Here is a 24,509-nt window from a genome sequence, read left to right on the forward strand (position 1 = left end):
TGTCTATACTCATGTCACATGTTAGAACATTACTACATAGCAGAAGGTGCAGACAAGCCAAGCAGACCAAGGCCGTTCGCCAATACCTGCCGTACTGCTTTGGACAAACGCAAACGTGCTTGCATCAATGCCATCTCATCTGAGCTTGGTGTTTCACCTGACGTGAGACTCACAGGCAAAATGCGATTGGTGTCATACCAGCCATGGAACAACGCAGCAAGCTCTTTTAAGTAGTTGGTCAAGACATGCGGCTCGTAGCCAGTCGCTGCACGTAATAGTGTCGCTGGATAACCTGCTAATAGTTTAATCAACTCATCTTCATTTGGCGCGCTAAGCAGGTCTTGATGTGCCAAACCAACAGCATCATCTGCTGCCAAATCATAGGTTGCCAGTTTTTCTAATACGCGGCAAACGCGCGCATGAGCATACTGAATATAATATACTTGATTGTCTTTGCTTTGTGATTTGGCAAGCTCTAAATCAAAATCAATGTGCACTTCAGGCTTGCGCGCGACATAGTAAAAACGCGCCGCATCATTGCCGACTTCTGCACGCAAGTCACGCAAAGTAACGAACTGACCTGAGCGTGAAGACATCTGTACTTTTTCACTGCCGCGCCATAACGCCACAAACTGTACCAGCACCACGTCTAAACGATCGGCATCGATTCCTAAAGCCAATAGAGCCGCTTTTACGCGTGGGACATAACCGTGGTGGTCAGCGCCCCATACGTTGATCACTTTATCAAAACCGCGATCGAACTTGTTTTTATGATAAGCGATATCCGAGGCAAAATACGTCGACTGACCATTAGCGCGGCGAACCACGCGGTCTTTTTCATCACCAAAATCGGTCGATTTAAACCAGATATTACCGTCTTTTTCGTACAAGTAACCTTTGTCATCGAGTATTTGTAAGACAGGCTCAATCTCGCTATCAATCGATCTTTCACTGAACCAGCACTCGTAGCTCACACCAAAGTCATTCAAATCATCTTTGATATCCGCCAAAATACTGCTTAACGCCGCATTCAAAAATAGCGCGTAGCTATCACCAAGCAAGGCTTTGCTATTCGCAATCAAGCCATCAATATGCGCTTCTTTGTCACCTGAGATGAGCGTTTTTTCGCCATCAGCATTGATCTCAAACTGAGCGTCAACTGGCGCATCCTTGGCAACCTGTGCAAACTCGTGTACATAACTATCGCCATGTTGCGTTTTTAGGGTCTGCGCGATATCACTGACATAATCGCCTTGATAGCCGTTGACTGGGAACGTGATCTGCTCACCATTTAGCTCTAGATAACGCAAATAGGTACTGGTTGCTAAGATGTCCATTTGGCGACCCGCGTCATTGACATAGTACTCGCGAGTGACGTCGTAACCAATGGCTTCTAGCAAGTTTGATACACTCATACCAAACGCAGCACCGCGTCCGTGACCGACATGCAGACTTGAGGTCGGATTGGCAGAGACAAACTCGACTTGTACCTTTTGACCATCAAACTGATTACTCAGACCAAAACGATCTTGTAAGTTAAAGATATCGTCTAATACCGAAAACTTAGCTTCCGAATTTAAAAATACGTTAATAAACCCAGGACCGGCGATTTCTACTTGGCGAATGTCTTGATTCTCAGGCAGCGCGCTGACGATCTTTTCAGCGAGTTGACGCGGATTGGCCTTAGCAGCTCTGGCCGCCGTCAGTGCGATATTGCTAGCAAAATCACCGTGGCTAAGGTCTTTAGTACGCGTGATTTGACTGTTATTCTGCCAGTCGCTTGGTAGCGTACCATCTGCTTGTAGGGTTTGAATCGCATCATTGAATAGGGATGCAAGCGTATCAATTTGGGCTTGTGACATAGGGATTTGAACTCAGTTAAATAAACAACAAAAACGGTGCGAATGCGAGCAGTCGATAACTGCTTATTATAATGTCGACCGACATTGCAGGGATAAAATAATGCAAAAAGATAAGTAATCTGTAAATATAACAATCTTTGCGCTTTATTGCACCATTTGCGCCAAAATTAGCACTAAAATCTTACCGTTATGACAACTAAGATTGATAATTGGGATTAATATAAATTTTGTTCGCTCGTTTGCTGATGCTTAGTGAAATACATCTGGTAAAAATAATATAACATTGATAAGCGAATGACTTTGTCAATTGTAGCGTTCCTGTTGCCCGATACTGAGCAGTCGTTTATACGCAACTGCTTACACGTTATAATGATGGTTTATATTGCGCTTCTATAACGCTTTTACGCCATAGAAGACGCGTTATTACCCTATAGGATTATGCTATGTTTGCTATTGCTGCCAGTACGGTCACCAGTTGGGGCTTATACGTCTTACTGCCGATATTCATCGCTTTCTTATTCTTTATTATGTGGGATATCTCTAAAAAGTCTGATGCTGGGCGCGCGGGTACCTTTTGGATCTTTTTGGCCCTTGGCGCAGGCTCTGTTGGCTTCATCCTTAAGATAGTCATGGAAGTCGCTTTCAAAAAATGGCTGATATAATCAGCCATTTTTCGTCATTGAGCTCCAAAGATTTCTTAATGAGCCTTACCATTACTGTCTATGACTTTACTCACATAGGTGGGTAGATCCCATGCCCCACCAGCAAAACCGCGACACAATCCTGTGCTCGCCTCTGCGCTCTTAACGAACGTTTTACCATTCCACGTCCATGTCGCACTATTCCAGCAATCACCGATGCCGCGATCTTTGTTAGCGGCGCGGATGTCACCTGCATCATACTCATTACCTGCTGTCGTAATGAGCATAGGAGTGCTAGGCTTGTCGTTATTAATGAGCCAATAACCCGTGCTTGAGTTGTAAGGGCCTGACCAGCAGAGATGCGTGGCTAACGTATGCGCTTTATCTACTGGTATAAAGTCCCAACCAAGCATAGTAGAACCATACTCTGACATCCGTTGGTATATTTCCGTTTTTGGATTGACCAGCTCACAGTCACCCATCGTATTTCCAGATCCGATGAGCTGCTTGGAGTCAATGTCGACCCATTTATTTATATTTTGCTGAAAGTATTTAAGTTTTGATGGGGCAAGCGTCTTTTTATCTTTTGCCGAATACGCAAATGCTTTATTGATGGTGGGAATTGGCAATGCCGCTTTTGGCGTTTGTTGATTGCGCTGGGTTTTGCTGATCAATGCCATCGATGTCCCTACTCGGCCCTGCACATCATCGAGCTTGAGCAATACCGATGATATCCCTTTGTCGCTGATACGCCAGCGATTGTTACCCGCTCTGACTTCTATCTTATTGTTGATACGAGCCTTATCGATAATTGCTTGTGTTTGCTTAGTAGATAGATCATATAACGCAGCGTCACTTCCAGCGGGCTGCAATGTCCCATAGTTTTTATTATTTAACCAGAGCTCAGCCTTATCTTTGGACGCTTTTGATGCCAGCTGAATTTGTGCCTTTGGCAGCGCTACTTTTGGCGATATGGTAAATAGCACTGAGGCAGGCTTATCTATTGAGGCGTCACTTGAATAGCCAGCCACTCGGCACGTTCGCGTATTATCGCAAACCACTTGCCAGTCGTCTTGTACAAAGCCCCAGCCTTCAGACGGTGTGCCGTATCCTGCCATAGCAGGTAGCGAGAGCGAACCGATCGTAGCCAGCATTAGAGCAGATGATACTTTCATTATTCTTTCCTTGTATTGTTATTCTAGTCAACGCTATTTTTTTGCAATCAAGGTTGCACGCATGGGTGCAGGATAGCCTTCAATAGTCTTTGTGGCATCATTAGGATCTAAAAAATCAGCTAACGAATGATAGGTCATCCATTCGGTTTTTCGTTGTTCCTCTATTGAGGTGACGGCGACATCCACGCAGCGTACATCTGAGAATCCCGCTTTTTCTAGCCAGCCAATTAATGCCGCTACCGATGGTAAAAAATAGACATTATTCATCTGCGCATAACGGTCATGCGGCACCAGTACCGTATTGGCATCACCTTCGATAACTAACGTCTCAAGCACCAGCTCACCGCCTTTGATAAGTTGGCCTTTAAGCTGCTGCAAATGCTCGAATGGTGACTGACGATGATACAGCACGCCCATGCTAAATACGGTGTCAAACAACTGACTGTGCTCGGGCAATGCTTCAAGTGGCACAGGAATATAATGCGTACGATAGCGGCCCGTCTCATGAGCATGAGTATGAGCATCTGCGGCACCAACAAAATGACGAATCGCCATAAACTGATGGTAAAACAAGCACGATGGATCAATGACAATGACGGTATCTGCCCCTGCGCCAGCCATACGCCAGCCGTGATAACCAGAGCCGCCGCCGACATCCAATACGCGGCGACCGTCCAATCTACTTAAATGCGGCGCAACACGTTGCCATTTCCAATCACTATGCCACTCAGTATCAATCTTAATACCTGACTCATCATCGCCAATCTGAAATGGGCCTTTACGCCACGGCATCAGCTGCTTTAATAACGCCGTTGTTTGTTTGCGCTGAGACTCATTTAGACTTGCCTCAATCGTCAATGTATCGCTGTTTAGATCGACGTGATTGACCGTCAAACTTGGTAAACGAGCGACTGACGCTTGGTAAGCCGGGGCATGCGCGTAGTTGGCTTTGTCCTTGATGTCATTTAACCATGTTGGTAGTCGAGTCAGCCATTCGTAAGCGCTTGGATACTGCTGAGATAGTTCTAATAGGGTTAAATATAGTTCGCGTTCGGCGTGGAAGATAGTGTCGTTGAGCATAAAAGCAGGTTACCGTAATGATTAAGAAATAACTGTGTTAAAAGTAAGGATTATTTAAACGCCACAATAGAGACAAAGTTTAAAAACTGAAACCACGTTAGATGACGCTTAAAGCCAACGTGATCAAGCCGTGCATGATGCTCATCTAACGTATCCGTAATCAGCACATTCTCTAACGCATTACGTTTGCCACTGATTTCCATTTCGGTATAGCCATTGGCACGTTTAAAATCATAATAACGCTCAACCAACCACGCATCGTATTGCTCATCAAAGGCATGGGTTTTTTCAGTTAATACCAGTATGCCGCCTTCGCTCAAGGCCGCATAAATCTTCTCTAAGACCGCGACTCTATCGGCTGCTGGTAAAAACTGTAGCGTCAAGTTCAAAATCACCATGTCGCATGGCTCAAGCTCAACGTCGCGAATGTCTGCAGTGATGACTTCGATATCATGCTCAGGATAGTTGTCACTCAATAACGTCGTGGCTTCGGTCGTCATCGCGGGCGAAATATCAATGGCTTTGATCTGCAAATCTTGCGGATCAAACTCGCCAGCCAGCGTCATACTGGCGGCACCAAGCGAGCAGCCCAAGTCATAAACACGGCTAACGCGTTGACCATTATCGCTCTGCTGGCGATACTTGCAGTGACGACGGGCAAAGATGGGCAGCATAGCCAATACCTGACCATAACCGGGTACGCTACGACGAATCATATCAGGGAAACAAGCCACCACTTGCTCATCAAAAGAAAAACGCGCCGCTTTATCTAATGGCGTGGTAAACGGTTTATCAAAAAGGGTATCATGTTTGATAATGGCAGGCTGGGATTGGCTCATGGGGCGACTCGTATTCTGTGATAATAGAACGTAAATAAAAAAGTACTTGGCAGTTTTGCTCGCGCTATTCATCGATAGCAAATCAACGTAGCAAAAGCCCATTATAACATTACTGTTTGTTACTTATCGCCACCAGATGCCCTGCTAAGCTAAACGACATTGTTTGATAGATAACACTTAGACAAACAACGATGATTTTATATTTATAAAAATAGGAAAAAATTATGCAAACAATCGTATTAGGCGGTGGCTGCTTTTGGTGCACCGAATCCGTATTTTTATCCGTAAAAGGCGTGCAGTCTGTCGTTTCAGGCTATATGGGCGGTGATGCGGTATCAGCCAACTATGAAGCCGTATGCGGTGGTGACACTGGACACGTCGAAGTCATTAAAGTCGAATTTGATGAGACGACTGTTCCGTTAGAAGTCATCCTCGACGTATTTTTTGCCACGCATGATCCCACCACGATGGATCGTCAGGGCAATGACGTTGGCAGTCAGTATCGCAGCGTGGTCTTTTATACCGAGGAAGACCAGAAGCCAACGGTCGACCGCACGATCAATAAACTGCGTGACATGGGCGTTAATGTTGTCACAGAAGTACATCCTGCCGTTGAGTTTTACCAAGCAGAAGATGCGCATCAAGACTTCTTTAACAGAAACCCAGGACAGGCTTATTGCAACTTTGCGATACCACCAAAACTCGCCAAATTGCGCAAAGAATTTAGCAAGTACATGGTAAGCTAAATGATAGATTAAATAATGTATGATTCGCTCAGAATACATTTGACATGATGGTCGATACTAGTTAAATATCTAAGCCAAACACTTATCATATAGGTGTTTGGCTTTTTATTGCTGTTCACTCTTTGAGTATCACTGATCAATATTTACAGTAAAAATCCTTTATATAAACAATCATAATGAGAGGTCACCGCATGAACCCTGAGTTTTGGCACAAACGCTGGCAAGAAAAGCGCATTGGTTTTAATCAGTCAGCTGTTAATCCATTATTAACTGAGTATATTGATCACTTAGATTTAGCAGCAGGTAGCCGCATCTTTGTTCCTCTTTGCGGCAAATCTATCGATATGGTTTGGCTCGCGGCACAAGGGTATGATGTAGTGGGCGTTGAGTTGGTTGAGACGGCGGTGCAAGCATTCTTCGCTGAACAAAATATCCAGCCTACCGTATCTCAGCATGCAGAAAACCCAGATATTAAATGCTACCAAGGTCAGTTAGTAGACGGTGAGGAGCAGCGAACTATTACACTCTGGGTCGCTGATATCTTTGCGCTAACATCTACAGATATTGGTACTATCGATGCGATATATGACAAAGCAGCGTTGATAGCCCTGCCAGCTGATATGCGTCCCGACTATAGCGCACAGATACGTAAAGTTAGCGACAATGCGCCACAATTGCTAATAACACTTAATTACGATCAAAGCAAAAAAGATGGGCCGCCCTTCTCTATCAATCATGAGCAAGTGCAGCAATATTATGGCAGTCACTATCAGCTCTGTGAGCTAGCAAGTGAACCCGCCTCTATAGGATCTGCACCTGATCTAAAAGTCACAGAGCATATTTGGCTATTGAAATAAGCAATAAAGAATTGGTTTACGCAGCGATGAGTTGGTACTCAATCACAAGGAAAAAGTGAAATGAAAATATTCGTTGGTTTAATAAGTTTGATCGCTGTCTTACTGGTCGCGCTCGCCGGGCCACTCTATAAGTTTGACGTGATTGATTTAGCGACTGCATTTGCAGGGTTTAAATTTGGGTTGTTTGCTGGTATTGCGGCATTGGTACTACTAGCCATACAGCTATTGTTTAAACGAAATACGGCGAGCATTGGTAGCGCGTTAATCTCGGCAGTGCTTGCTATCACTGCCATTGCCATACCGCTTAGCATGATGAATACCGCCAAAAACGTGCCGCCCATCCATGATATCTCGACCGACTTGGTGAACCCACCTGCATTTGTGGCGATTGCCCCACTACGCGCTGATGCACCCAATCCAGCAGCTTACGATGGTATCGAGACCGCAGAGCAACAGCGAATCGGCTATCCTGACCTACAGACATTACGCTATGACCAAACGCAACCTGAATTGATTGCGGCAACCACACAAGCCATTGAGAACTTGGGCTGGGAGTTAGTCAATATTGATACAGACAAAGGCATTGTAGAAGCGACGGACACCACTGCTTGGTTCGGTTTTAAAGACGATGTCGTCGTACGTGTCACGGATAACGAGAATGAACGCTTAGTCGATATACGTAGTAAGTCGCGGATTGGTGGTAGCGACTTGGGTAAAAATGCTGCACGGATTCATGGCTTTATTAAAGAGTTGGATAATGTATTAGCTAAGTAGATAGGTTCTATTTGCTAGAAAAGCTCTGAAATTTAAATACTTTCTAGCGCTTTGAACTTTTAGCTCAACAAAATACTCTCCCAACCTCACGCCATCGTCAATTTATCGTAACCATTCATAATCTTAGTACTTCGACAGCTTTTCTTTACTGTTTAGATTGGTTACTCTACGTTAATATCGTTTTTTTACCTTTTGCTTTTTTCTTTCAATAACCACTTTGATGTTTATAGGATATTTTCATGCGTTTGACTCCCTTCTCTACCTTGTCGCTGCTTAGTGTTGCGGTCGGCATTAGTCTCGCTAGCACCGCTCAAGCTGCACAGCCACCAGCACCGGATCTATCCAATAGCGAATTTCAGCAATGTTTGGATGGTCTAAAAAACTCGAGTAAATTTAGCGATGTAAACAGCTATACTTTTAATAATTATCGTCCAAGTCAGCCTGATCCTAGCGTCATTCAGTCGCTCAACTATCAGCCAGAGTTTCAAAAAGATGTCTGGGATTATCTCTCAGCGCTAGTCGACAAAGAGCGTGTCGAAGATGGTATCCGTGCCAAGCGTCAATGGCGCGATACCCTACGTCAAATCGAATCGCGTTACGGGGTAAAAGCAGAGCATGTACTTGGGGTATGGGGCGTGGAGTCTAACTTTGGTCAGACACTGGGTAAAAAACCATTGTTTGAATCTTTGGCAACGTTGTCTTGCTTTGATCGTCGTCAAAGCTATTTCCAAGGTGAGTATGCCAATGCGCTAAAAATTGTACAAAACGGCGATATCGCACCTAATGACATGACAGGATCATGGGCGGGTGCGTTTGGGCAGACACAGTTTATGCCCAGTACGTTTTTAGAGTTGGCAGTGGATGGTGATGGTGATGGTCGTCGTGACCTCGTTAATAGCGTGCCTGATGCGCTCGCCTCTACTGCAAATTTCTTGGACAAACGTGGTTATCGTACGGGCGAGCCTTGGGGTTACGAGGTCAAACTACCTGATGGATTTTGGGCGGCTTCTAACCGCAAAGACAAAAAGTCTATCAGCCACTGGCGCAATCAAGGTCTAACGCTGGCTAACGGCAGTCCGCTGCCTTACGACTTGAGTAATGCGGGTTTATTGCTACCTGCTGGTGTCGATGGTCCTGCATTTTTGGTCGGTAAAAACTTTGATACGTTCTACTCGTACAACGCCTCAGAAAATTATGCCTTGGCTATCGCCCATTTATCAGATTTGATCACTCGTGAAGACAGTAGCAAAACGGATTTTATCACCGCTTGGCCAACAGACGATCCTGGTATCAGTCGCCAACAAGCAAAAGATATTCAGCAAGCCTTGCTAAATGCAGGGTATGATATTGGCGGTGTTGATGGCATTATTGGGGACAATACCCGTACCGCTATCCAGCAATACCAATCTAGTCGTGGCATTTTCCCAGCAGATGGACGCGCAGGCCAAAAGTTCTATCGTGCTATCGTTGGTAATGCAGCACCAAGTCAAGTCCAGTACGGTCAGCCAGCAAATAGCCGACCTTTGAACACTGCGCCTGCCGATCGCATGGGACAACTGATTCAGCAACAGACCACTACGCCTAATAGCTATTCTTCTCAACCATCGGTAAGCCCTTCAACCTCTACCAATACGCGTTATCGCCGTGTTGCTAGTGCCGATGGTACGATCAAGCTAGTTCGCATTGACGAAGGGTCATAATAATGTACCGAATAGTCCTATCGTAAATCATTAAAAAGCCACGCTATGATTAGCGTGGCTTTTTAATGTTTGATGCCTAGTGAAGACCTTCACCTATCATATCGATATTTAAAGAAAGATTTAGACAATAGGTGGCGGGTTTGGCTTACCGTTGTCACCGTCCCAGTTTTCACGGGCGTTATCGTCTAGATCAGCAGCCGTTTTTGGCTCCCACTTGCCATTTTCTTTCCAAGTCGCATCACCCCAGTCTTCATCTTCTGCTTTTCTATCCAAATCCTTATAAGCTTGGCTTGGATCAATACCGCGGCGTTTCATATCTGCCACTTGTTCTTCTAGCGTATGAAATTGATCAGCGTCATGCATGCTTTTCTCTAGACCATCAAGCTCTCTTAATAACTCATCATTTTTAGCGTTACTCATTGTGTGCTCTCCTTAATCGGTCAATATTGTAGTACGTTTTATGCATTTTTAATTTTAATACAATTTTTTGTCTAAATAAGATCAGTATCTGATGGTTCTTATTATCACGAGTCTTGAGCGGATTCACAACCATTGCCGCGTATGCTTTGTATTACAAAACGTAGTCATGGTCACCGTGAGCATTTTTGCAGATGATTTTTGATGATATTAAAGGGTGGCAGTCATGAGGGTTGACCTCATTCAGACGTTTGAGAATTCTCATTTTCTAATAAGTTTTTTGCATAAAACGTGAGCTTCCAAAGCTCTTGTGACAAACGCGTACCGTAGGTCGTCAATTGTATCCAATTTGCGCTTACCAGCTGACGCTGTAAGTGATTGAGATCATCTTGAGAGATTTGGCAGCGTGAGACAGCGTGAACATTTGGCATATCGTTTTTGATATCTATCTCAGCTTTTGGAGCGATCAGGCGATTAATAGCATTTTGTAGCCCATAGCTCGAAAATGTAGACGGTATTTTTACTAAAGCCGCTAATATTTCTTGCCAAGATAGCGTTATGCTTCTAGTGACATCTTTTAAGTTCCCACCTTCATAAGCTTGGGCACTGTACTGAATCTCAAAAGTCTCTGTCAATATAATCGGCTTGCTAACATTGTCAGCCCCAAAATCCTCATCAACAGAACTTTCCTTCTTGGTATTTATGTTTATATTCTTATTCTTAGATAAGAGATCCGCAAACCTTTCAGCGATGGTTTGATTACTAAACTTAATCATCTCCTCGGTCGCTCTCACCCAGCCACCTGTAACTTTATGACTGGCTACTGCGTTGTAGTAGGCTTGTACGAGTAACGCTTCGATATCGTCCTCTGTATCGTAATAATATATTTGATTGTCTTGCTTAGATACTAGTTTGACAAGCTCTTGTAATTGGCGACTGATACCAGCCTCTTGATAGTGATTTTTGACTAAGATCAGTAGCGGCTTGAGTTTGGCTTTGGCATTCAGATAACTCAAATGCATCTGGCTAACCCCTGTCTTTTGTACTGTCCCATAGCTGTCTCCAATGATCATCAACGCATAATCACAAGAATCAATGCATTGTCGACCATATAGCGAGGCTTTTGGCAGCTTACTGGACACGTCATAAGTCAAAAACGCTCGCGCCTGAAAAAATATCGCTACGCTGTCCAACACCAATAATTGATCGTTGTCAGCACATATAACATGAATATGATAGCGGCGATGTGGCACGATTACCTCTGAGCTTAGGTTGCGGCATAAAAGGGCATGAGATGAAATAGAGCACAAATATCTTGTTTGGCGTAGTCTTGATTAGTCTTACAAAAATGCATTTAGTCTATTTTAATCAAATCCATGCTGTAGGCAAGGTATTGACGCAAATAACTTTACTAACAATTACTCAGGATAGTATTGCAATACCGTCTCTTTACCAAGTAAACGCTCAATCAAAGCGCTTAGTCTATCACTATATTTGGTAGCATGGAAAGTTAATGGCAGTTTGATATCAACATTTGTCTTATTAATCGTACTCAAATCCTGAGTACTTGTCTCATTGTCAAGAGTGGCTGACATCTGATTTGCGACCAATAGCTGCTTGACTCGCTCAGCGATTGCTTGCCCAGAGTCAACCACCTGTATCGATAACTGCTGCTGTGCAATTTCGTCTAATAAAAACGATTTAAAAAATGGATAATGTGTACAGCCGAGCACTAGCTGGTCAATACCCTCGTTAGCAAATGCCCGTAGCTGTTGGCGTAGACGCTGAGCCGTCTCATCTTCAACTGGCATGCCAGCCTCTACCCAAGGCACCAGTTGTGGATCAAAATACTTGGTAACCACTGTGCTATTAGGATTGGCAAAACTGGCAATGACATCATTGAGTAATGACCCATTTAAAGTGGCTTTAGTAGCCAATACTGCCACATGTCCACTTTTACTTGCCAATACAGCAGGCTTTAAAGCAGGCACCAAGCCCACGATAGGTAATTGCGGATAACATTTTCTTGCTGTGTCCAAAGCATAAGCTGATGCGCTATTACAAGCGATAACAATGAGCTTGCAGCCTTGTTGATATAACCATTCTATTGCTTTTAAAGTAAGCGCTTCGATATCTTCACTATCACGATTGCCATAAGGAACATTTAAGGTATCAGCGTAATATATATAGCGCTCATTGGGTAGTTGCTGGGCTAAATGCAGATAGACCGATAAGCCACCAACGCCGGAGTCAAACAACCCAATGGGGGCACTGCGAGCGGTATTACTCGCGGCCGTATCGATAGCCATCGAATGGATATTTGCTTTATGAATGGCAGGACTTCTGAAAGTGTTACCATCCAAAACATTTGCTCGCATTGTCGTCACTTTCATCATGTGATTTGCAGTAATAGCCATCTCTACGCTACCGCCATTTTTGTATACATATTATCTTCACGCCGCTTATGTCTCTCGTTATCCCAATAAATATCTTGTAGCTTATCCATATCATGGCATCATTTAGTAACCCAGCAGCTCACATTATAACAATCAATAGCATACTATTTATTGTTACTTAACTGACCGGCATCGATAGTGAATAGGACTCACCGCCGCTTTGTAACGTCAATATTGTCTCACCATTATGCTCTATTAATTCACCAATCTCTGTCAGATGATAAAAGGTATTGCGGCCAATCAGCGCCATTAAACCATTTCTGACAAGCATATAAGGACGTACTTGTGCTTCAGTTGCTGAGTCTAGAGTATGCTCAGTACTGACAGCGTCATTTACCGTATCATCGCTTTTAGGATTATACGCTCTTAATATAATAGGATGCTCGTTATCCAAGCGTACCACATCACCAGTCGTCGTCGTGAACTCCAACCAGCTCATATCACCTTCCTGCACAATACCAACATCGTTAATTAACAGTGGTGCATCTTCTACTTGAATACGGATTTTTTGTACTGGAGTCTTCAAAAAGTATTCGATAACGCCATTATTTTCTTCTTTCCACAAAATAGTCGCAAATAAACTGACAAGTGACTCTCTGGTCATTTGCCCACCCTCATGCCACCACTCCCCATTTGCTTTGATAACTAAGTCCATATCAGCGATATCTTCAGGATGCCACTTTTCGAGTGGCGGTATTGCGCGTCCTTCACGTGCCCCAGCTGTAGACTTAAGATAGTGACTTAGTGCATCCATGTTATTCAAACCAGAACCCTTGCCAACTGGAGCTTCTACGTTATTTTCACGACTGCTATCAGCATGATTATTGTCATTATTCATCGCTCAATCCTTTATTTAGTATTCAAAGTTTGGCAAATCTATTATTACTATAAATTTTTGTTTCAGGTATGATGAAACTTTATCGCCCAAATACCTTCATTGCCTCGATATAACCTTAACACCGTTGCTCATAAATGCGTATCGTGTTTGTAGGACTTTTCTTTTATAATGAGTAACGATTTTTTATTGAAATGGTCAAGTGGGTTTTGTATTGATGACACATTTTTATCGGGCAGCCATATGTCTGAGTGACGTTAGCACCGCAAGTCTATTATTCAGTTGTTAAGCTAATGATGCCCTGAGATAAGCCACTAAAAGTTTAGGAGTAGGTATGCAAGAGCAAGACAATCAAACGCCAGTTATTGATAGTAATACTGTGAACGCTGACGCACCAGTAGCAACAGAGACCGCAACGCTAGATAAAGCAGAGCCTGTGGCAGCAGAACCTGAGATCGAACGTGAATCAATGGAATTTGATGTCATTATCGTGGGCGGCGGACCAGCAGGTCTCTCTGCGGCTATTCGCCTGCGCCAGCTCGCTATCGAAGCCGGTAACGATGAGTTTATGGTGTGTGTGGTCGAAAAAGGTTCTGAGTTTGGTGCCCATACATTGTCTGGTGCTGTCATTGAACCCCGTGCGCTCAATGAGCTGATTCCCGACTGGAAAGAAAAAGGCGCGCCGCTCAACGTACCAGCGACAGAAGATCGTTTTTACTATTTAAACTCTGCTACTCGCTCAACCAAAGTACCTCATTCGTTGATTCCGGGGCCTATGCATAATGATGGCAACTATATTGTCTCATTGGGTAATGTTGTTCGTTGGTTGGCTGTGCAGGCAGAAGAGCTTGAAGTCATGATGTTCCCCGGTTTCCCTGCAGATGATATCTTATATAACGATGACGGTTCGGTCAGAGGTGTGTTAACGGGTGATATGGGCGTGGCCGCTAATGGCGAAGCCAAGCCTAGCTTCGAGCCTGGTTACGAGCTGCTTGCCAAATACACTATTTTTGCCGAAGGTAGCCGTGGTCATTTGGGTAAGCGCTTAATCAGCCGTTTTGATCTAGATAAAGACTCTGATCCTCAGCATTATGGTATCGGTCTAAAAGAGCTGTGGGAAGTTGAGCCTGATAAGCATGAGCAAGGCGTTGTCATGCACGGTCTTGGCTGGCCATTGACTGAAACTGGCTCTACTGGTGGCTGGTGGTTATACTTTGATGAAAACAACCAAGTAAGCTTTGGTCTTGTGGCCGATTTGTCTTACCACAACCCTTATGTCTCTCCATTTGATGAAATGCAGCGCTTAAAAACGCATCCTGTCATCAAGAGTGTCCTAGAAGGCGGTAAGCGTATTTCTTATGGCGCACGTGCTTTGACAAAAGGTGGTCTAAACTCACTACCGAAGTTTACCTTCCCAGGTGGCGTATTGGTCGGTGATGATGCTGGATTTTTGAACCCAGCAAAAATCAAAGGCACACACACCTCGATGAAGTCAGGTATGCTCGCCGCCGAAGCGATCTTTGAGGCATTACAAGCTGAGCGTCAGCATGACGAAGTCGTTGCCTATACCACTATGTACAAAGAGTCATGGTTATATCAAGACAACTACGAGTCGCGCAACTTCTCACCTGCGATTCACCGTATGGGTCTGTTCATGGGCGGTGCTTTCACCTTTATCGAGCACAACTTGCTAAAAGGTAAAATGCCATTTACCTTGCATGACAATATCCCAGATTACGATCAGTTAGAGCGTGCCAACCATGCTTATCAACCAACCTATCTCAAGCCTGATGGTAAGTTGGTATTTGATAAATTGTCGTCGGTGTTTATCTCTAATACCAATCATGCAGAAGATCAACCAACGCATCTAAAACTCACTGACCCAACGGTACCTATTTCTATCAACTTACCATTGTATGCTGAGCCTGCGCGTCTATACTGCCCAGCGGGTGTATACGAAGTGGTCAAAGATGCTGAAGGCGCTAAGTTTGTCATCAATGCTCAGAACTGTGTACATTGTAAGACTTGCGATATCAAAGATCCTTCACAGAATATCACTTGGGTGACACCAGAAGGTGGCGGTGGTCCTAACTATCCAAACATGTAAATCAGGATAACTCTGATTTAGCATAGTATATGTATCGTTATTAAAAATCATACTTCAATGAAAATGCCCTTCTTTCTAAGAGAAGGGCGTTTTTTCGTGCCTACCACAAGCAATTTTGTTTCATCAGTACCGCTTAATCTGTCCAAGCATCACCATTTGATTCAAACCCATCGACAAGTTTGCAAAGTTCCAAATAGTGACGAAACTGAATAAATCGTGTGCACAACATAGATAGTAAGCGACGTGCGACCATCACGTTTGATTATCGATTCTCTATATTTATTTTTGAAATAAATAATCTTTGCAATTTGTTTTTTATAGAATATATTAAGTAATAATTCATCAGCACAAACTGGATATTTGTCGTATAATTTTAGCATCGCTCATATTCAGCGCTATATTTACCAAACCGATTTTTAATAGATATACTTCTGCCTATGCTTTGTTGGTTATAACTATCGCTGTTGAATCGTGCTAAGATGAAATTCGAATGATTCTATGCTGGCCTCATAGCTACTAATAAGAATGAGTCGGCCAATATAGATGAATCGGCATAAATGTTTGAAGCGTTAAAGTATTAAGACTCTTGTCAGGAAGACGAGATTGTGAAAAAGACACCGGATAGTCCTACCCTTCTGTCTTCCTCAATGAACCCTGTTTTGCTATTTGATAGTTTTTATTTAAGGGATCAATGTAATGTCCACAATGATATTTATTTTTGCTAAATAATTGCTGATAAATAGATATGCGCCTGCGCATCTTCATTGTCACTATATAAAGTAGTATCTGTCTATTTTTTATCATGATGTTCATCGTAAAAAGTAGCCCAAGCTCTTCTTGTATGGTTGATATTTTTTAGGTAAGACAAAAGGAGTTGTCCTATGAAAGCTCATAACGATCCATCTGGATATTGGCGCGCCAATATTCGTCTGATTACAGGTAGTCTAATTATTTGGGCGCTATGCTCATATGGCTTTGCTATCTTGTTACGTCCATTATTAGCAGGCATCAAAATCGGTGGTACTGATTTAGGATTTTGGTTTGCGCAACAAGGCTCTATCGTAGTCTTTATTATTCTAATTTTCTTTTACGCTTGGCGTATGAATAAACTAGATAAACAATATGGCGTAGACGAGGAATAGATCATGAGTCAATTTGCGATTAATATTATTTTTGTAGGTCTATCTTTCGCGCTTTATTTTGGGATTGCGATTTGGGCACGTGCTGGTTCAACCAGCGAATTTTATGTTGCGGGCGGCGGAGTGCATCCGGTCGTCAACGGTATGGCAACCGCTGCTGACTGGATGAGTGCCGCGTCATTCATCTCAATGGCAGGTCTTATTGCTGCTAGTGGTTATGGCGCCTCCACCTACCTCATGGGCTGGACAGGCGGTTACGTTCTACTTGCTATGCTTTTAGCACCTTACCTACGTAAATTTGGTAAGTTCACGGTTCCTGATTTTATTGGTGACCGTTTTTATTCCAAAACAGCAGCCATGATTGCTGTGGTTTGTTTGATTATCGCCTCGACTACCTATGTTATCGGTCAGATGACTGGTGCTGGCGTTGCATTCTCACGCTTCTTAGAAGTTGAAAACACAACGGGTCTGCTCATTGCAGCGGTCGTTGTATTCTTCTATGCGGTGTTAGGTGGTATGAAAGGGATTACTTATACGCAGGTTGCGCAATATGTTGTACTGATGGTCGCATATACCATTCCTGCTGTGTTTATTTCACTTGAGTTAACGGGTAACCCAATTCCTGGTCTTGGTTTGTTCTCAAACCACATCGAATCTGGCGTTCCTATTTTAACTAAGCTTAACCAAGTCGTGACTGACTTAGGATTTGCCTCTTATACGGCGGATGTGCCTAACAAGCTAAACATGGTGTTATTTACGCTATCACTGATGATTGGTACAGCTGGTCTACCACACGTTATCATTCGCTTTTTCACCGTCCCTAAAGTGGCCGATGCACGTTGGACAGCGGGTTGGACACTAGTATTCATCTCGCTATTGTACTTTACTGCGCCAGCGGTAGGTGCGATGGCTCGTCTCAACCTCATTGATACGGTCTATCCACAAGGGGTTGCAGAAGCACCTTTAGAGTATGATCAACGTCCAGACTGGATGGCAACATGGGAAGACACAGGACTTATCAAGTATAACGATCTAAACAATGATGGTCGTATCCAGCTGTATAACGACAGTGGACTTGGTGCCGCTCAAGTAGCGCTTAACACCGCTGAAGCGGATGGTGGCGATGTTGCTGCAGCTACCGCAGCGGTAGAAACAGCTCGCATTGCACATGATGCAGAAATGGATGGTCGTTTTGCCAATGCTGGATGGGCAGGTAACGAGCTGGATGTGAACAATGACATCTTAGTACTCGCTAACCCAGAAATTGCCAATCTTCCATCATGGGTTATTGGTCTTATCGCTGCAGGTGGTTTGGCAGCAGCGCTCTCAACCGCAGCAGGTCTACTACTTGCGATTTCCTCAGCAATTAGCCATGACTTGATCAAACGTAACCTAAACCCAAACATCACTGATAAACAAGAGCTCAAATATGCTCGTATTACAATGGGTGTCGCCATCGTAGTAGCGACTTATCTGGGTATTAATCCACCAGGATTTGCCGCACAGGTCGTTGCATTGGCCTTCGGTATTGCAGGCGCTTCCCTGTTCCCTGCCCTAATGATGGGGATTTTCTCTAAGCGTATTAACAACCTAGGCGCTATCGCTGGGATGTTAACAGGCTTGATTACTATTCTAGTGTATATCTTTGTCTTCAAGGGTTGGTTCTTTATCAGTGGTACTGCGAATTTCCCTGATACTGAAGAGTACTGGTTATTTGGTATCTCACCGCTATCTTTTGGTGCGGTTGGTGCCTTACTTAACTTCATTGTGGCATTCGCGGTATCCTATGCGACTGCTCCACCACCAGCACATATTCAAGAGCTAGTTGAGAGCGTACGTTCTCCACGTGGCGCGGGCGGTGCAATCGACCACTAAGCTCACAGTTGAGGATATATCTTCTGTTACTATATATCACTCACAGGCAGCAGCTGCTTGTGAGTGATTTTTTATTTTATACTTATAATAAAATGTAATTAATTCAGCTTGATTGAATACACATACCCCATTAAGGAATATTTTATGCTTTTTGAGTTTATCGCCACGATGGCTGCCGCGTTTGGGATGGCTGGACTAGCACTGATCATAACTCACTTCAGCAAATTGGCAGGCAAACGTGCCCCTAAATGGTTGATCCCATTGTTTGCAGCGATTGGTATTTTTGCCTTTCAGATAAACCAAGAATATAGCTGGTATGGTCAACAAGTGCGAGAGCTGCCAGAAGGCGTAGAAGTTGTCAAAGTAGCAAAAAGTACGCAATGGTTCCGCCCATGGTCTTATGCTAAGCCACAAATATTACGTTTTATCGCGGCAGATATCGGTAATGCTAGCGTACAAGTAGACAATCCAGATGTGCATTTAGTCAATTTATACTTATTTGAAAGAAGAAGAAGTGTCGAAAAAGTTGCACAAGTTATCGATTGCAATGCGCCTGCACGTGCAGATTATGTCATACCAGAAAAAGGTAGTAAGCTCACGATTGATGAGCATGTCAAGCAAACCACCGCATGGTATAAGCTAGCAACAGATGACCCACTGTTTATCAGTATCTGTACTGACCAAAATACCTGATACGACAACAATCATAGATATAGTAACTGCATAAAAAGCGGTTATATAAAAAGTGCTAAAAGATTGCTCACTTGATTAAATTAATAACGCTGAGCCGTGGCTGAATAAGTATGTTTTGAATTGGCTCCTAGCAATAGCCCAGCGCACAAACCACCAAAATGTGCTGCAAACGAGATTCCTTGTTGCGGCATCAGTCCTTGCTTAATAGTCAGCCAATAGCCAGTGCCCATGACAATACAAGCAATCAGATAACCCCAACGCCGAGCAAAAATAGCGCCGCCTATCATATAACCAAACATCGCAAAACATAATCCTGATGCACCGATATGAATAGAGGATGGTGACCCAATCACCCAAGTAACCAATCCTGAAGCGATGACCAACTTGATAATCGTGCGATAGGCATTTTTCTCAAATAATCCGAACAAAAACAAAATTTGTAATAGCGTCACCGTGTTGCCAATTAAATGTGACAAATTGCCATGCATCGTCCATGAAGCGAATACCCCGATCATACTGCCCACATCTAACGCGCGCGGTACAATCCCAAAGATATTCCACAGTCCAAATAGCGCCACTTCATTTAAGAAAAACATACCCCACATCGGTATGAGTACAAAAGCGTATAAACCAACAACCTGCTTTATTCGCGCCACAATCAAGTTGAGCAATTGCTGCCAATTCATATACCATCCTATTGTTTAAATTTCGCTTATCTGTATATGCTCAATGATTTACTGCAAATAGTGGACGCACAGCAGGCTTGAATGACAATAATGTTGCGTCTTTATCAGTAGTTAGATAGCTATCACCGTGCAGTAACGACGTCGAACGATAAGGAACCAAGGCCGTAGGTATAAATCGACGTGCGGCATCGATATGCTTGATTGAATCATCAAAGAATATATGCGGTGCAAATGTCCTAAGCACGGCTGTTTTCTCTAAACCACCCAAAAAAAATGCCATATCGACATTCACGCCCCACTCTCGTAGCGTTTTAATAGCGCGCAAATCAGCAGGTGCATTACGGGCGGTCACAAGCGCAATTTTGATTGGGGAATACTGTAAACCAGCCGGTAAACGTTCCTGTAAGTTTGACAGTTTAATCAATAGCTCAGCGTAAGGGCCTTTTTCAATCGGTAAGTCACGCATTTTCACTTCACGATCATGAAAAGCTCGTAGACCCTTTTGCTTATAAAGTAACTCACCCGAATCATCAAACAACACTGCATCGCCATCAAAGGCAATACGTAGCTGATCGGTATCTAACTCATAGGTATTGACAGGAGTAGCGTCTAATATCGCACAGGCACAGATATTGGCATCCGCCACTTGCTGCGCATCTTCGCGATTGGTGGTCAAAAACAGATCGACGTTGAAGTCTTTGATATAAGGCGCCACAGGACTGCCTGAGATAAATGCTGAGCGTGAGATATTGATACCATGCTCTAAAATAGCATTGAGCACTTGAATGCCTGTATCTGGACTACTTTTTGAGACGATAACCACTTCAACCAAAGGTGTTTCAATATCTGAATCCTTACGCTCGTTATCATCACAATATTCATTTAAATTTAGTAATGCTTTAATCAGTGGGTAGCCGGCGCCAATATTTAGAGCGTCATTCTCACGCTCTATCATATAGTCTCGAAACTCTTTTATGGCGCTTGCGGGCCTTTGATCTAGCAGTTCTAGCAAGTGGTTTTCTGACTCTGTTAAATCAAAAAGTGCCGTTGCAGAAATTGCGACGATGAGCGTATTAGTAAAATCGACAGCCATGACTATCTCTACTTATGAAATTATACAGGGGAATGAATGCAGACCAGTTTACTACATTCACAAGCCTTTATAATACTAAGAAAAGTTACCATAATGCAGCGTCTCAGATCATGAATTTGCAAGATATTCTGCTCTTCATTCTTGGAAAAAGCATTAGCCAATAAAAAAGCCACACTGCTCTATTAGCAATATGGCTTCTTAACGAGTAGAAAATCTGCTGCACTAAAATACAATGACTTTATACGCTTGGATTTGGATTCAAACTACCCCAACAGCACTAATGAGATCGCAGGGAACGCGACTAAGATAACCAATCTTACCAAGTCCGACACAATAAATGGTGCCACCCCGCGGAACATATCTGACAGCTTAATATGCGGTGCCATTGCCTTAATCACAAAGATATTCATCCCCATTGGCGGCGTAATCAGTCCAAGCTCTACCGTCAACACCGCAACGATACCGAACCATACCGGATCAAACCCCAATGCTAGAATGATCGGATACACCACAGGAATCGTAATCACCAGCATCGCTAGCGCATCCATAAACAGACCCAGCAAGAAATACATGATCAAGATACAGATCAGCACAATCATCGGACTGACAGCCAAACCACCAATCCAAGACGCTAGCGTATAGGACAAGCGCGACACTGAGATAAAGTAACCCAAAGCCTCTGCACCCAGCAGCATAAAGAACACCACCGCAGACAGTGCTAAAGTCTCAACCAAAGACTGCTTTAACCCATCCAGACGCATGCCTTTGGCAAACGCATAGGCCCAAGAGACAAACGCACCGACAGCCGCTCCCTCTGTTGGCGTGAATAGCCCAAAGAAGATGCCTGCAATAATCACAATAAAGATAAAGCTAAAAGGGATTAGGCCAGTTAATGATACAAGTTTGGCTTTCCACGAGGTTCTCTCACCACGCTTTGCCAGATGCGGTTTCCAGCGCACCATGATCATCACCGTGATGGAGTACATCACCATGCCAAGCATCCCTGGTAAAAAACCCGCGATAAACATGTCACCGACCGATTGCTGGGTTAGGATGGCATAGACCAGTAAGGCAATACTGGGCGGGATCATGATACCAAGCGTACCACCGGCGGCTAAAATACCGCAGGCAAAACCGGGCTGATAACCATACTTCTCCATCTGCGGTAGAGCTACTTTGGTCATGGTTGAGGCGGTGGCGAGGGAGGAACCTGAGATAGAGGCAAAGATACCAGACGAGCCAATACCTGCAATACCGAGACTGCCCCTTACCCCACCAAAGATCGTACGGGTGGCTTCAAACAGTTTCCCTGCCATACCAGAATGGGTCGCAAACACGCCCATTAAGATAAATAAAGGAATGGCACTAAAGTCATACTTTGCCAAGACATCAACGGGAATGTCTTTGAGCATTTGCAGGGCGCCGCTCGGCGCGGTGACCGCACCAAAACCAACCAAGCCTACTCCTAGCATGGCAAGGGCGACAGGGACGCGGATGACGACAAGCAAGATCATGACCACTAGGCCAATGGCGCCGATAATTTCTGGACTCATGCGCCTGTCTCCTCGGCGTCAAAGAATTCGCCTGTTTTAAAGATGTTGATGGATTCGATCAGTGAGCGTATGGCCAGTAAGGCACTTAACAAGGCACTGATGAGGTAAATGGGCATCATGGAGATACGTAAGTCTTGGGTGACTTTGCCAAATTCCATGGCGTCAATGGCACTCTCATAGAGTCCCCAAGCAAAGACGATGCCGATGGCAAAGAAGCCAAGCATAAAGACGCCCATCATGTAGCCTTTGATAGACTGGGGCATCTTCTGGGTGAAGACGTCGACGATAATTTGTGAGCGTTCGACAAAGGCGGCAAAGGCGGCGAGCAATGCAAATAGCATAAAATAGGAGACGATTTCAACGGAGCCTTTGACGGTAAAGCCAAACTCACCACCAGTGAGCTTAAAGATATAACGGGCGACGACGTCTAACATGGTGGTGAGGACGATGATAATAAGACTGATGCCGCCAATAAGCTGGCACAGTCTGGAGATTAGGACGCTGAGCTTGACTAGTAGTGGCATGTTGCACCTCCAATGGGTTAGACCACTTTACATGCAGCACTAGCAGCTTTTGCTTTTGCATAGACACCATCAGCATCCAGACCCAAAGCATTAACATCTTTCAGATATTTTTGCGTTCCTCTTTCGAGTGGACCTTTCCAATCTGGATCGTTTAGCGGATCAGGAATTTCAACAATTTCGTCCCCTTTATCTTTAGCGGCTTGTATTGCCATCTGGTCATGCTTATCAAATACTTCCCCAACCTTATTGGCCATGGCCATTCCTGAGTTTTTATCTAATACTTGTTTTAGGTCATCAGGCAAACTGTCATATTTGTCCTTATTCATAGTGACCATAAGCGCCGAACTATAAAAAGGAATGTTGGTATGATATTTGGTAATCTCGTCAATTTTAAAAGCCGTTACTGCCTCCCAAGGGAAGCTCAAACCATCGACAACGCCGCGCTGTAAAGAGGTATACATATCGTTTGCAGGTAAACCGACTGGTGACGCACCAGCACTTTCTATAATATCGCCAGCGACTGCAGAAGGTCGACGAATACGCATCCCTTTCATATCTTCAGGCGTTCGGATCAATTTATCTGTCGTGTGAAGTGAGCCAGGCCCAGCACCATACATAAATAATAGATGTGAGTCTTCGTACTCACCAGCAAGTGTGCCATCGTCATACAAAGTTTGAAGCATACAACCCATTTGCGTGGCTGAATTTGATAACCCTGGTAGCTCAGTAATCTGAGTTAATGGGAAACGACCATTGGTATAACCATGTGCTTGTGAGCCGATATCGATCGTACCTTTAGTGGCAGACTCATAAGTTACATCTGCTTTAGCAAGACCTGCTGAAGGATATAATTCAATTTTTAGGCGACCATCAGAATCTGTCTCTATTTGTTTGGCCCACGGCTCAAAAACTTCAGTACTAATAGATGACGTTGCTGGCCAAAAATGTGAAAAACGTAAGACAGTGGTTTCTTGAGAAGTTGCTGAAGAACCATCAGTGGTGTCAGCAGATTGGTTAGAACAGCCGAAAAGACTAATAGCGGCTAAAGCGCCAATTGAAAAAAGAGGAGCTAACTTCATTATCAATTCCTTTTGATAATTGTGAGGATAGGAGTAGATCGCATAAGTAAATAACCTAAACCATACTAGGCTTAGTCATTTACAAAAGATCAATATATTCTTTACGTACCTGTAATAAAAATATAGTTTAAAATTAGCAGCTATAATGATAGAAGTCAAATCATTTTGATGACATATGAGAACAGTTGATTTATGTTTTCAAGTATCTTAGAAATGACTGATCTAGTTATTAACAGTCATTGCTACAGGGGCACACAACATTTTCATATAGACAAAGAAAAGCCCCCTTCTGCTTTCACAGAAGGGGGCTTTTACTTAGAATAGAGAGCTGACGATGACCTGAGCGCCGTAAAAATTGCATGCCAATCTTAGGCAGCG

The 24,509-nt window shown here is 43.8% G+C and carries 22 protein-coding genes; 9 read left to right on the forward strand and 13 right to left on the reverse strand.

The genetic code is table 11. The features are described 5' to 3' along the window. Nucleotides 1-32: 32 nt before the first annotated feature. Nucleotides 33-1,862 carry an arginine--tRNA ligase gene (gene argS / locus QO189_RS12710; protein ID WP_371533001.1) on the reverse strand — a complete coding sequence of 610 codons (1,830 nt, stop codon included), beginning with the start codon at nt 1,860-1,862 and terminating at the stop codon, nt 33-35. A gap of 443 nt (nt 1,863-2,305) precedes the next feature. Between argS and QO189_RS12715 the strand changes: the two genes are divergently transcribed. Next, on the forward strand, nt 2,306-2,524 hold the full coding sequence (locus tag QO189_RS12715; RefSeq protein ID WP_057761830.1) for a DUF2788 domain-containing protein: 219 nt from the start codon (nt 2,306-2,308) through the stop codon (nt 2,522-2,524). Nucleotides 2,525-2,559: 35 nt separating this feature from the next. Here the strand turns inward: QO189_RS12715 and QO189_RS12720 are convergent, their stop codons facing one another. Genes QO189_RS12720 through cmoA form a run of 3 tightly spaced genes read right to left on the reverse strand, consistent with a single transcriptional unit; the run spans nt 2,560 to nt 5,597 of the window. Next, nucleotides 2,560-3,678 (reverse strand): DUF1176 domain-containing protein, encoded by a 1,119-nt coding sequence (locus QO189_RS12720; RefSeq protein WP_371533002.1) that lies wholly within the window; start codon nt 3,676-3,678, stop codon nt 2,560-2,562. Between the two features lie 33 nt (nt 3,679-3,711). Continuing rightward, the gene (cmoB, locus tag QO189_RS12725) at nt 3,712-4,758 is read right to left on the reverse strand and encodes a tRNA 5-methoxyuridine(34)/uridine 5-oxyacetic acid(34) synthase CmoB (protein ID WP_371533003.1); all 1,047 of its coding nucleotides are present in this window, start codon (nt 4,756-4,758) and stop codon (nt 3,712-3,714) included. Nucleotides 4,759-4,808: 50 nt separating this feature from the next. Next, on the reverse strand, nt 4,809-5,597 hold the full coding sequence (cmoA, locus tag QO189_RS12730; RefSeq protein ID WP_371533004.1) for a carboxy-S-adenosyl-L-methionine synthase CmoA: 789 nt from the start codon (nt 5,595-5,597) through the stop codon (nt 4,809-4,811). Nucleotides 5,598-5,821: 224 nt separating this feature from the next. Here cmoA and msrA point away from each other — a divergent pair, with 224 nt between their 5' ends. The 4 genes from msrA (at nt 5,822) to QO189_RS12750 (ending at nt 9,674) form a co-directional block, all read left to right on the forward strand. Next, the gene (gene msrA, locus QO189_RS12735) at nt 5,822-6,343 is read left to right on the forward strand and encodes a peptide-methionine (S)-S-oxide reductase MsrA (protein WP_371533005.1); all 522 of its coding nucleotides are present in this window, start codon (nt 5,822-5,824) and stop codon (nt 6,341-6,343) included. 191 nt (nt 6,344-6,534) lie between these two features. Further along, nucleotides 6,535-7,200, forward strand: coding sequence for a thiopurine S-methyltransferase (gene tmpT, locus QO189_RS12740; protein WP_371533006.1), 666 nt, complete (start codon nt 6,535-6,537; stop codon nt 7,198-7,200). 60 nt (nt 7,201-7,260) lie between these two features. After that, nucleotides 7,261-7,974, forward strand: coding sequence for a DUF1499 domain-containing protein (locus QO189_RS12745; protein ID WP_371533007.1), 714 nt, complete (start codon nt 7,261-7,263; stop codon nt 7,972-7,974). 239 nt (nt 7,975-8,213) lie between these two features. Further along, nucleotides 8,214-9,674 carry a lytic murein transglycosylase gene (locus QO189_RS12750; protein WP_371533008.1) on the forward strand — a complete coding sequence of 487 codons (1,461 nt, stop codon included), beginning with the start codon at nt 8,214-8,216 and terminating at the stop codon, nt 9,672-9,674. A 120-nt stretch (nt 9,675-9,794) separates the two neighbouring features. On the opposite strand, the gene QO189_RS12755 is transcribed toward QO189_RS12750, so the two are convergent. The 4 genes from QO189_RS12755 to QO189_RS12770 form a co-directional block, all read right to left on the reverse strand. Next, nucleotides 9,795-10,094, reverse strand: coding sequence for a hypothetical protein (locus QO189_RS12755; RefSeq protein WP_114701879.1), 300 nt, complete (start codon nt 10,092-10,094; stop codon nt 9,795-9,797). A 236-nt stretch (nt 10,095-10,330) separates the two neighbouring features. Then, on the reverse strand, nt 10,331-11,344 hold the full coding sequence (locus QO189_RS12760) for a DUF4062 domain-containing protein (protein WP_371533009.1): 1,014 nt from the start codon (nt 11,342-11,344) through the stop codon (nt 10,331-10,333). A gap of 165 nt (nt 11,345-11,509) precedes the next feature. Then, nucleotides 11,510-12,508, reverse strand: a complete 999-nt coding sequence (gene murI / locus QO189_RS12765; protein ID WP_371533010.1) for a glutamate racemase — start codon at nt 12,506-12,508, stop codon at nt 11,510-11,512. A gap of 157 nt (nt 12,509-12,665) precedes the next feature. Next, entirely contained in the window at nt 12,666-13,385 is a 720-nt protein-coding gene (locus tag QO189_RS12770) for a DUF1285 domain-containing protein (protein WP_371533011.1), read from the reverse strand. A 466-nt stretch (nt 13,386-13,851) separates the two neighbouring features. Here QO189_RS12770 and QO189_RS12775 point away from each other — a divergent pair, with 466 nt between their 5' ends. From QO189_RS12775 to QO189_RS12790, 4 genes are all read left to right on the forward strand, one after another. Further along, nucleotides 13,852-15,489, forward strand: a complete 1,638-nt coding sequence (locus QO189_RS12775; RefSeq protein WP_201602800.1) for an electron transfer flavoprotein-ubiquinone oxidoreductase — start codon at nt 13,852-13,854, stop codon at nt 15,487-15,489. Nucleotides 15,490-16,370: 881 nt separating this feature from the next. Beyond that, nucleotides 16,371-16,631, forward strand: coding sequence for a DUF4212 domain-containing protein (locus tag QO189_RS12780; protein ID WP_058024780.1), 261 nt, complete (start codon nt 16,371-16,373; stop codon nt 16,629-16,631). Between the two features lie 3 nt (nt 16,632-16,634). Continuing rightward, nucleotides 16,635-18,503, forward strand: coding sequence for a sodium:solute symporter family protein (locus QO189_RS12785; protein ID WP_371533012.1), 1,869 nt, complete (start codon nt 16,635-16,637; stop codon nt 18,501-18,503). Between the two features lie 144 nt (nt 18,504-18,647). Beyond that, nucleotides 18,648-19,196, forward strand: coding sequence for a hypothetical protein (locus QO189_RS12790; RefSeq protein ID WP_371533013.1), 549 nt, complete (start codon nt 18,648-18,650; stop codon nt 19,194-19,196). A gap of 80 nt (nt 19,197-19,276) precedes the next feature. Here the strand turns inward: QO189_RS12790 and QO189_RS12795 are convergent, their stop codons facing one another. From QO189_RS12795 to QO189_RS12815, 5 genes are all read right to left on the reverse strand, one after another. Further along, a complete protein-coding gene (locus QO189_RS12795) occupies nt 19,277-19,882 on the reverse strand; it encodes a rhomboid family intramembrane serine protease (protein WP_238039049.1) in 606 nt (201 codons plus the stop codon). Between the two features lie 40 nt (nt 19,883-19,922). Continuing rightward, nucleotides 19,923-20,975, reverse strand: a complete 1,053-nt coding sequence (locus QO189_RS12800; RefSeq protein WP_371533014.1) for a 5'-nucleotidase — start codon at nt 20,973-20,975, stop codon at nt 19,923-19,925. A 263-nt stretch (nt 20,976-21,238) separates the two neighbouring features. Beyond that, nucleotides 21,239-22,528 (reverse strand): TRAP transporter large permease, encoded by a 1,290-nt coding sequence (locus QO189_RS12805; RefSeq protein ID WP_371533015.1) that lies wholly within the window; start codon nt 22,526-22,528, stop codon nt 21,239-21,241. Further along, nucleotides 22,525-23,052, reverse strand: coding sequence for a TRAP transporter small permease (locus QO189_RS12810; protein WP_371533016.1), 528 nt, complete (start codon nt 23,050-23,052; stop codon nt 22,525-22,527). The genes QO189_RS12805 and QO189_RS12810 overlap by 4 nt, the downstream gene beginning before the upstream one ends. Nucleotides 23,053-23,069: 17 nt before the next feature. Continuing rightward, nucleotides 23,070-24,131 (reverse strand): TRAP transporter substrate-binding protein, encoded by a 1,062-nt coding sequence (locus tag QO189_RS12815; protein WP_371533017.1) that lies wholly within the window; start codon nt 24,129-24,131, stop codon nt 23,070-23,072. Nucleotides 24,132-24,509 lie beyond the last annotated feature (378 nt).

Source organism: Psychrobacter sp. Arc29 (assembly GCF_041431175.1).
Classification (GTDB): domain Bacteria; phylum Pseudomonadota; class Gammaproteobacteria; order Pseudomonadales; family Moraxellaceae; genus Psychrobacter.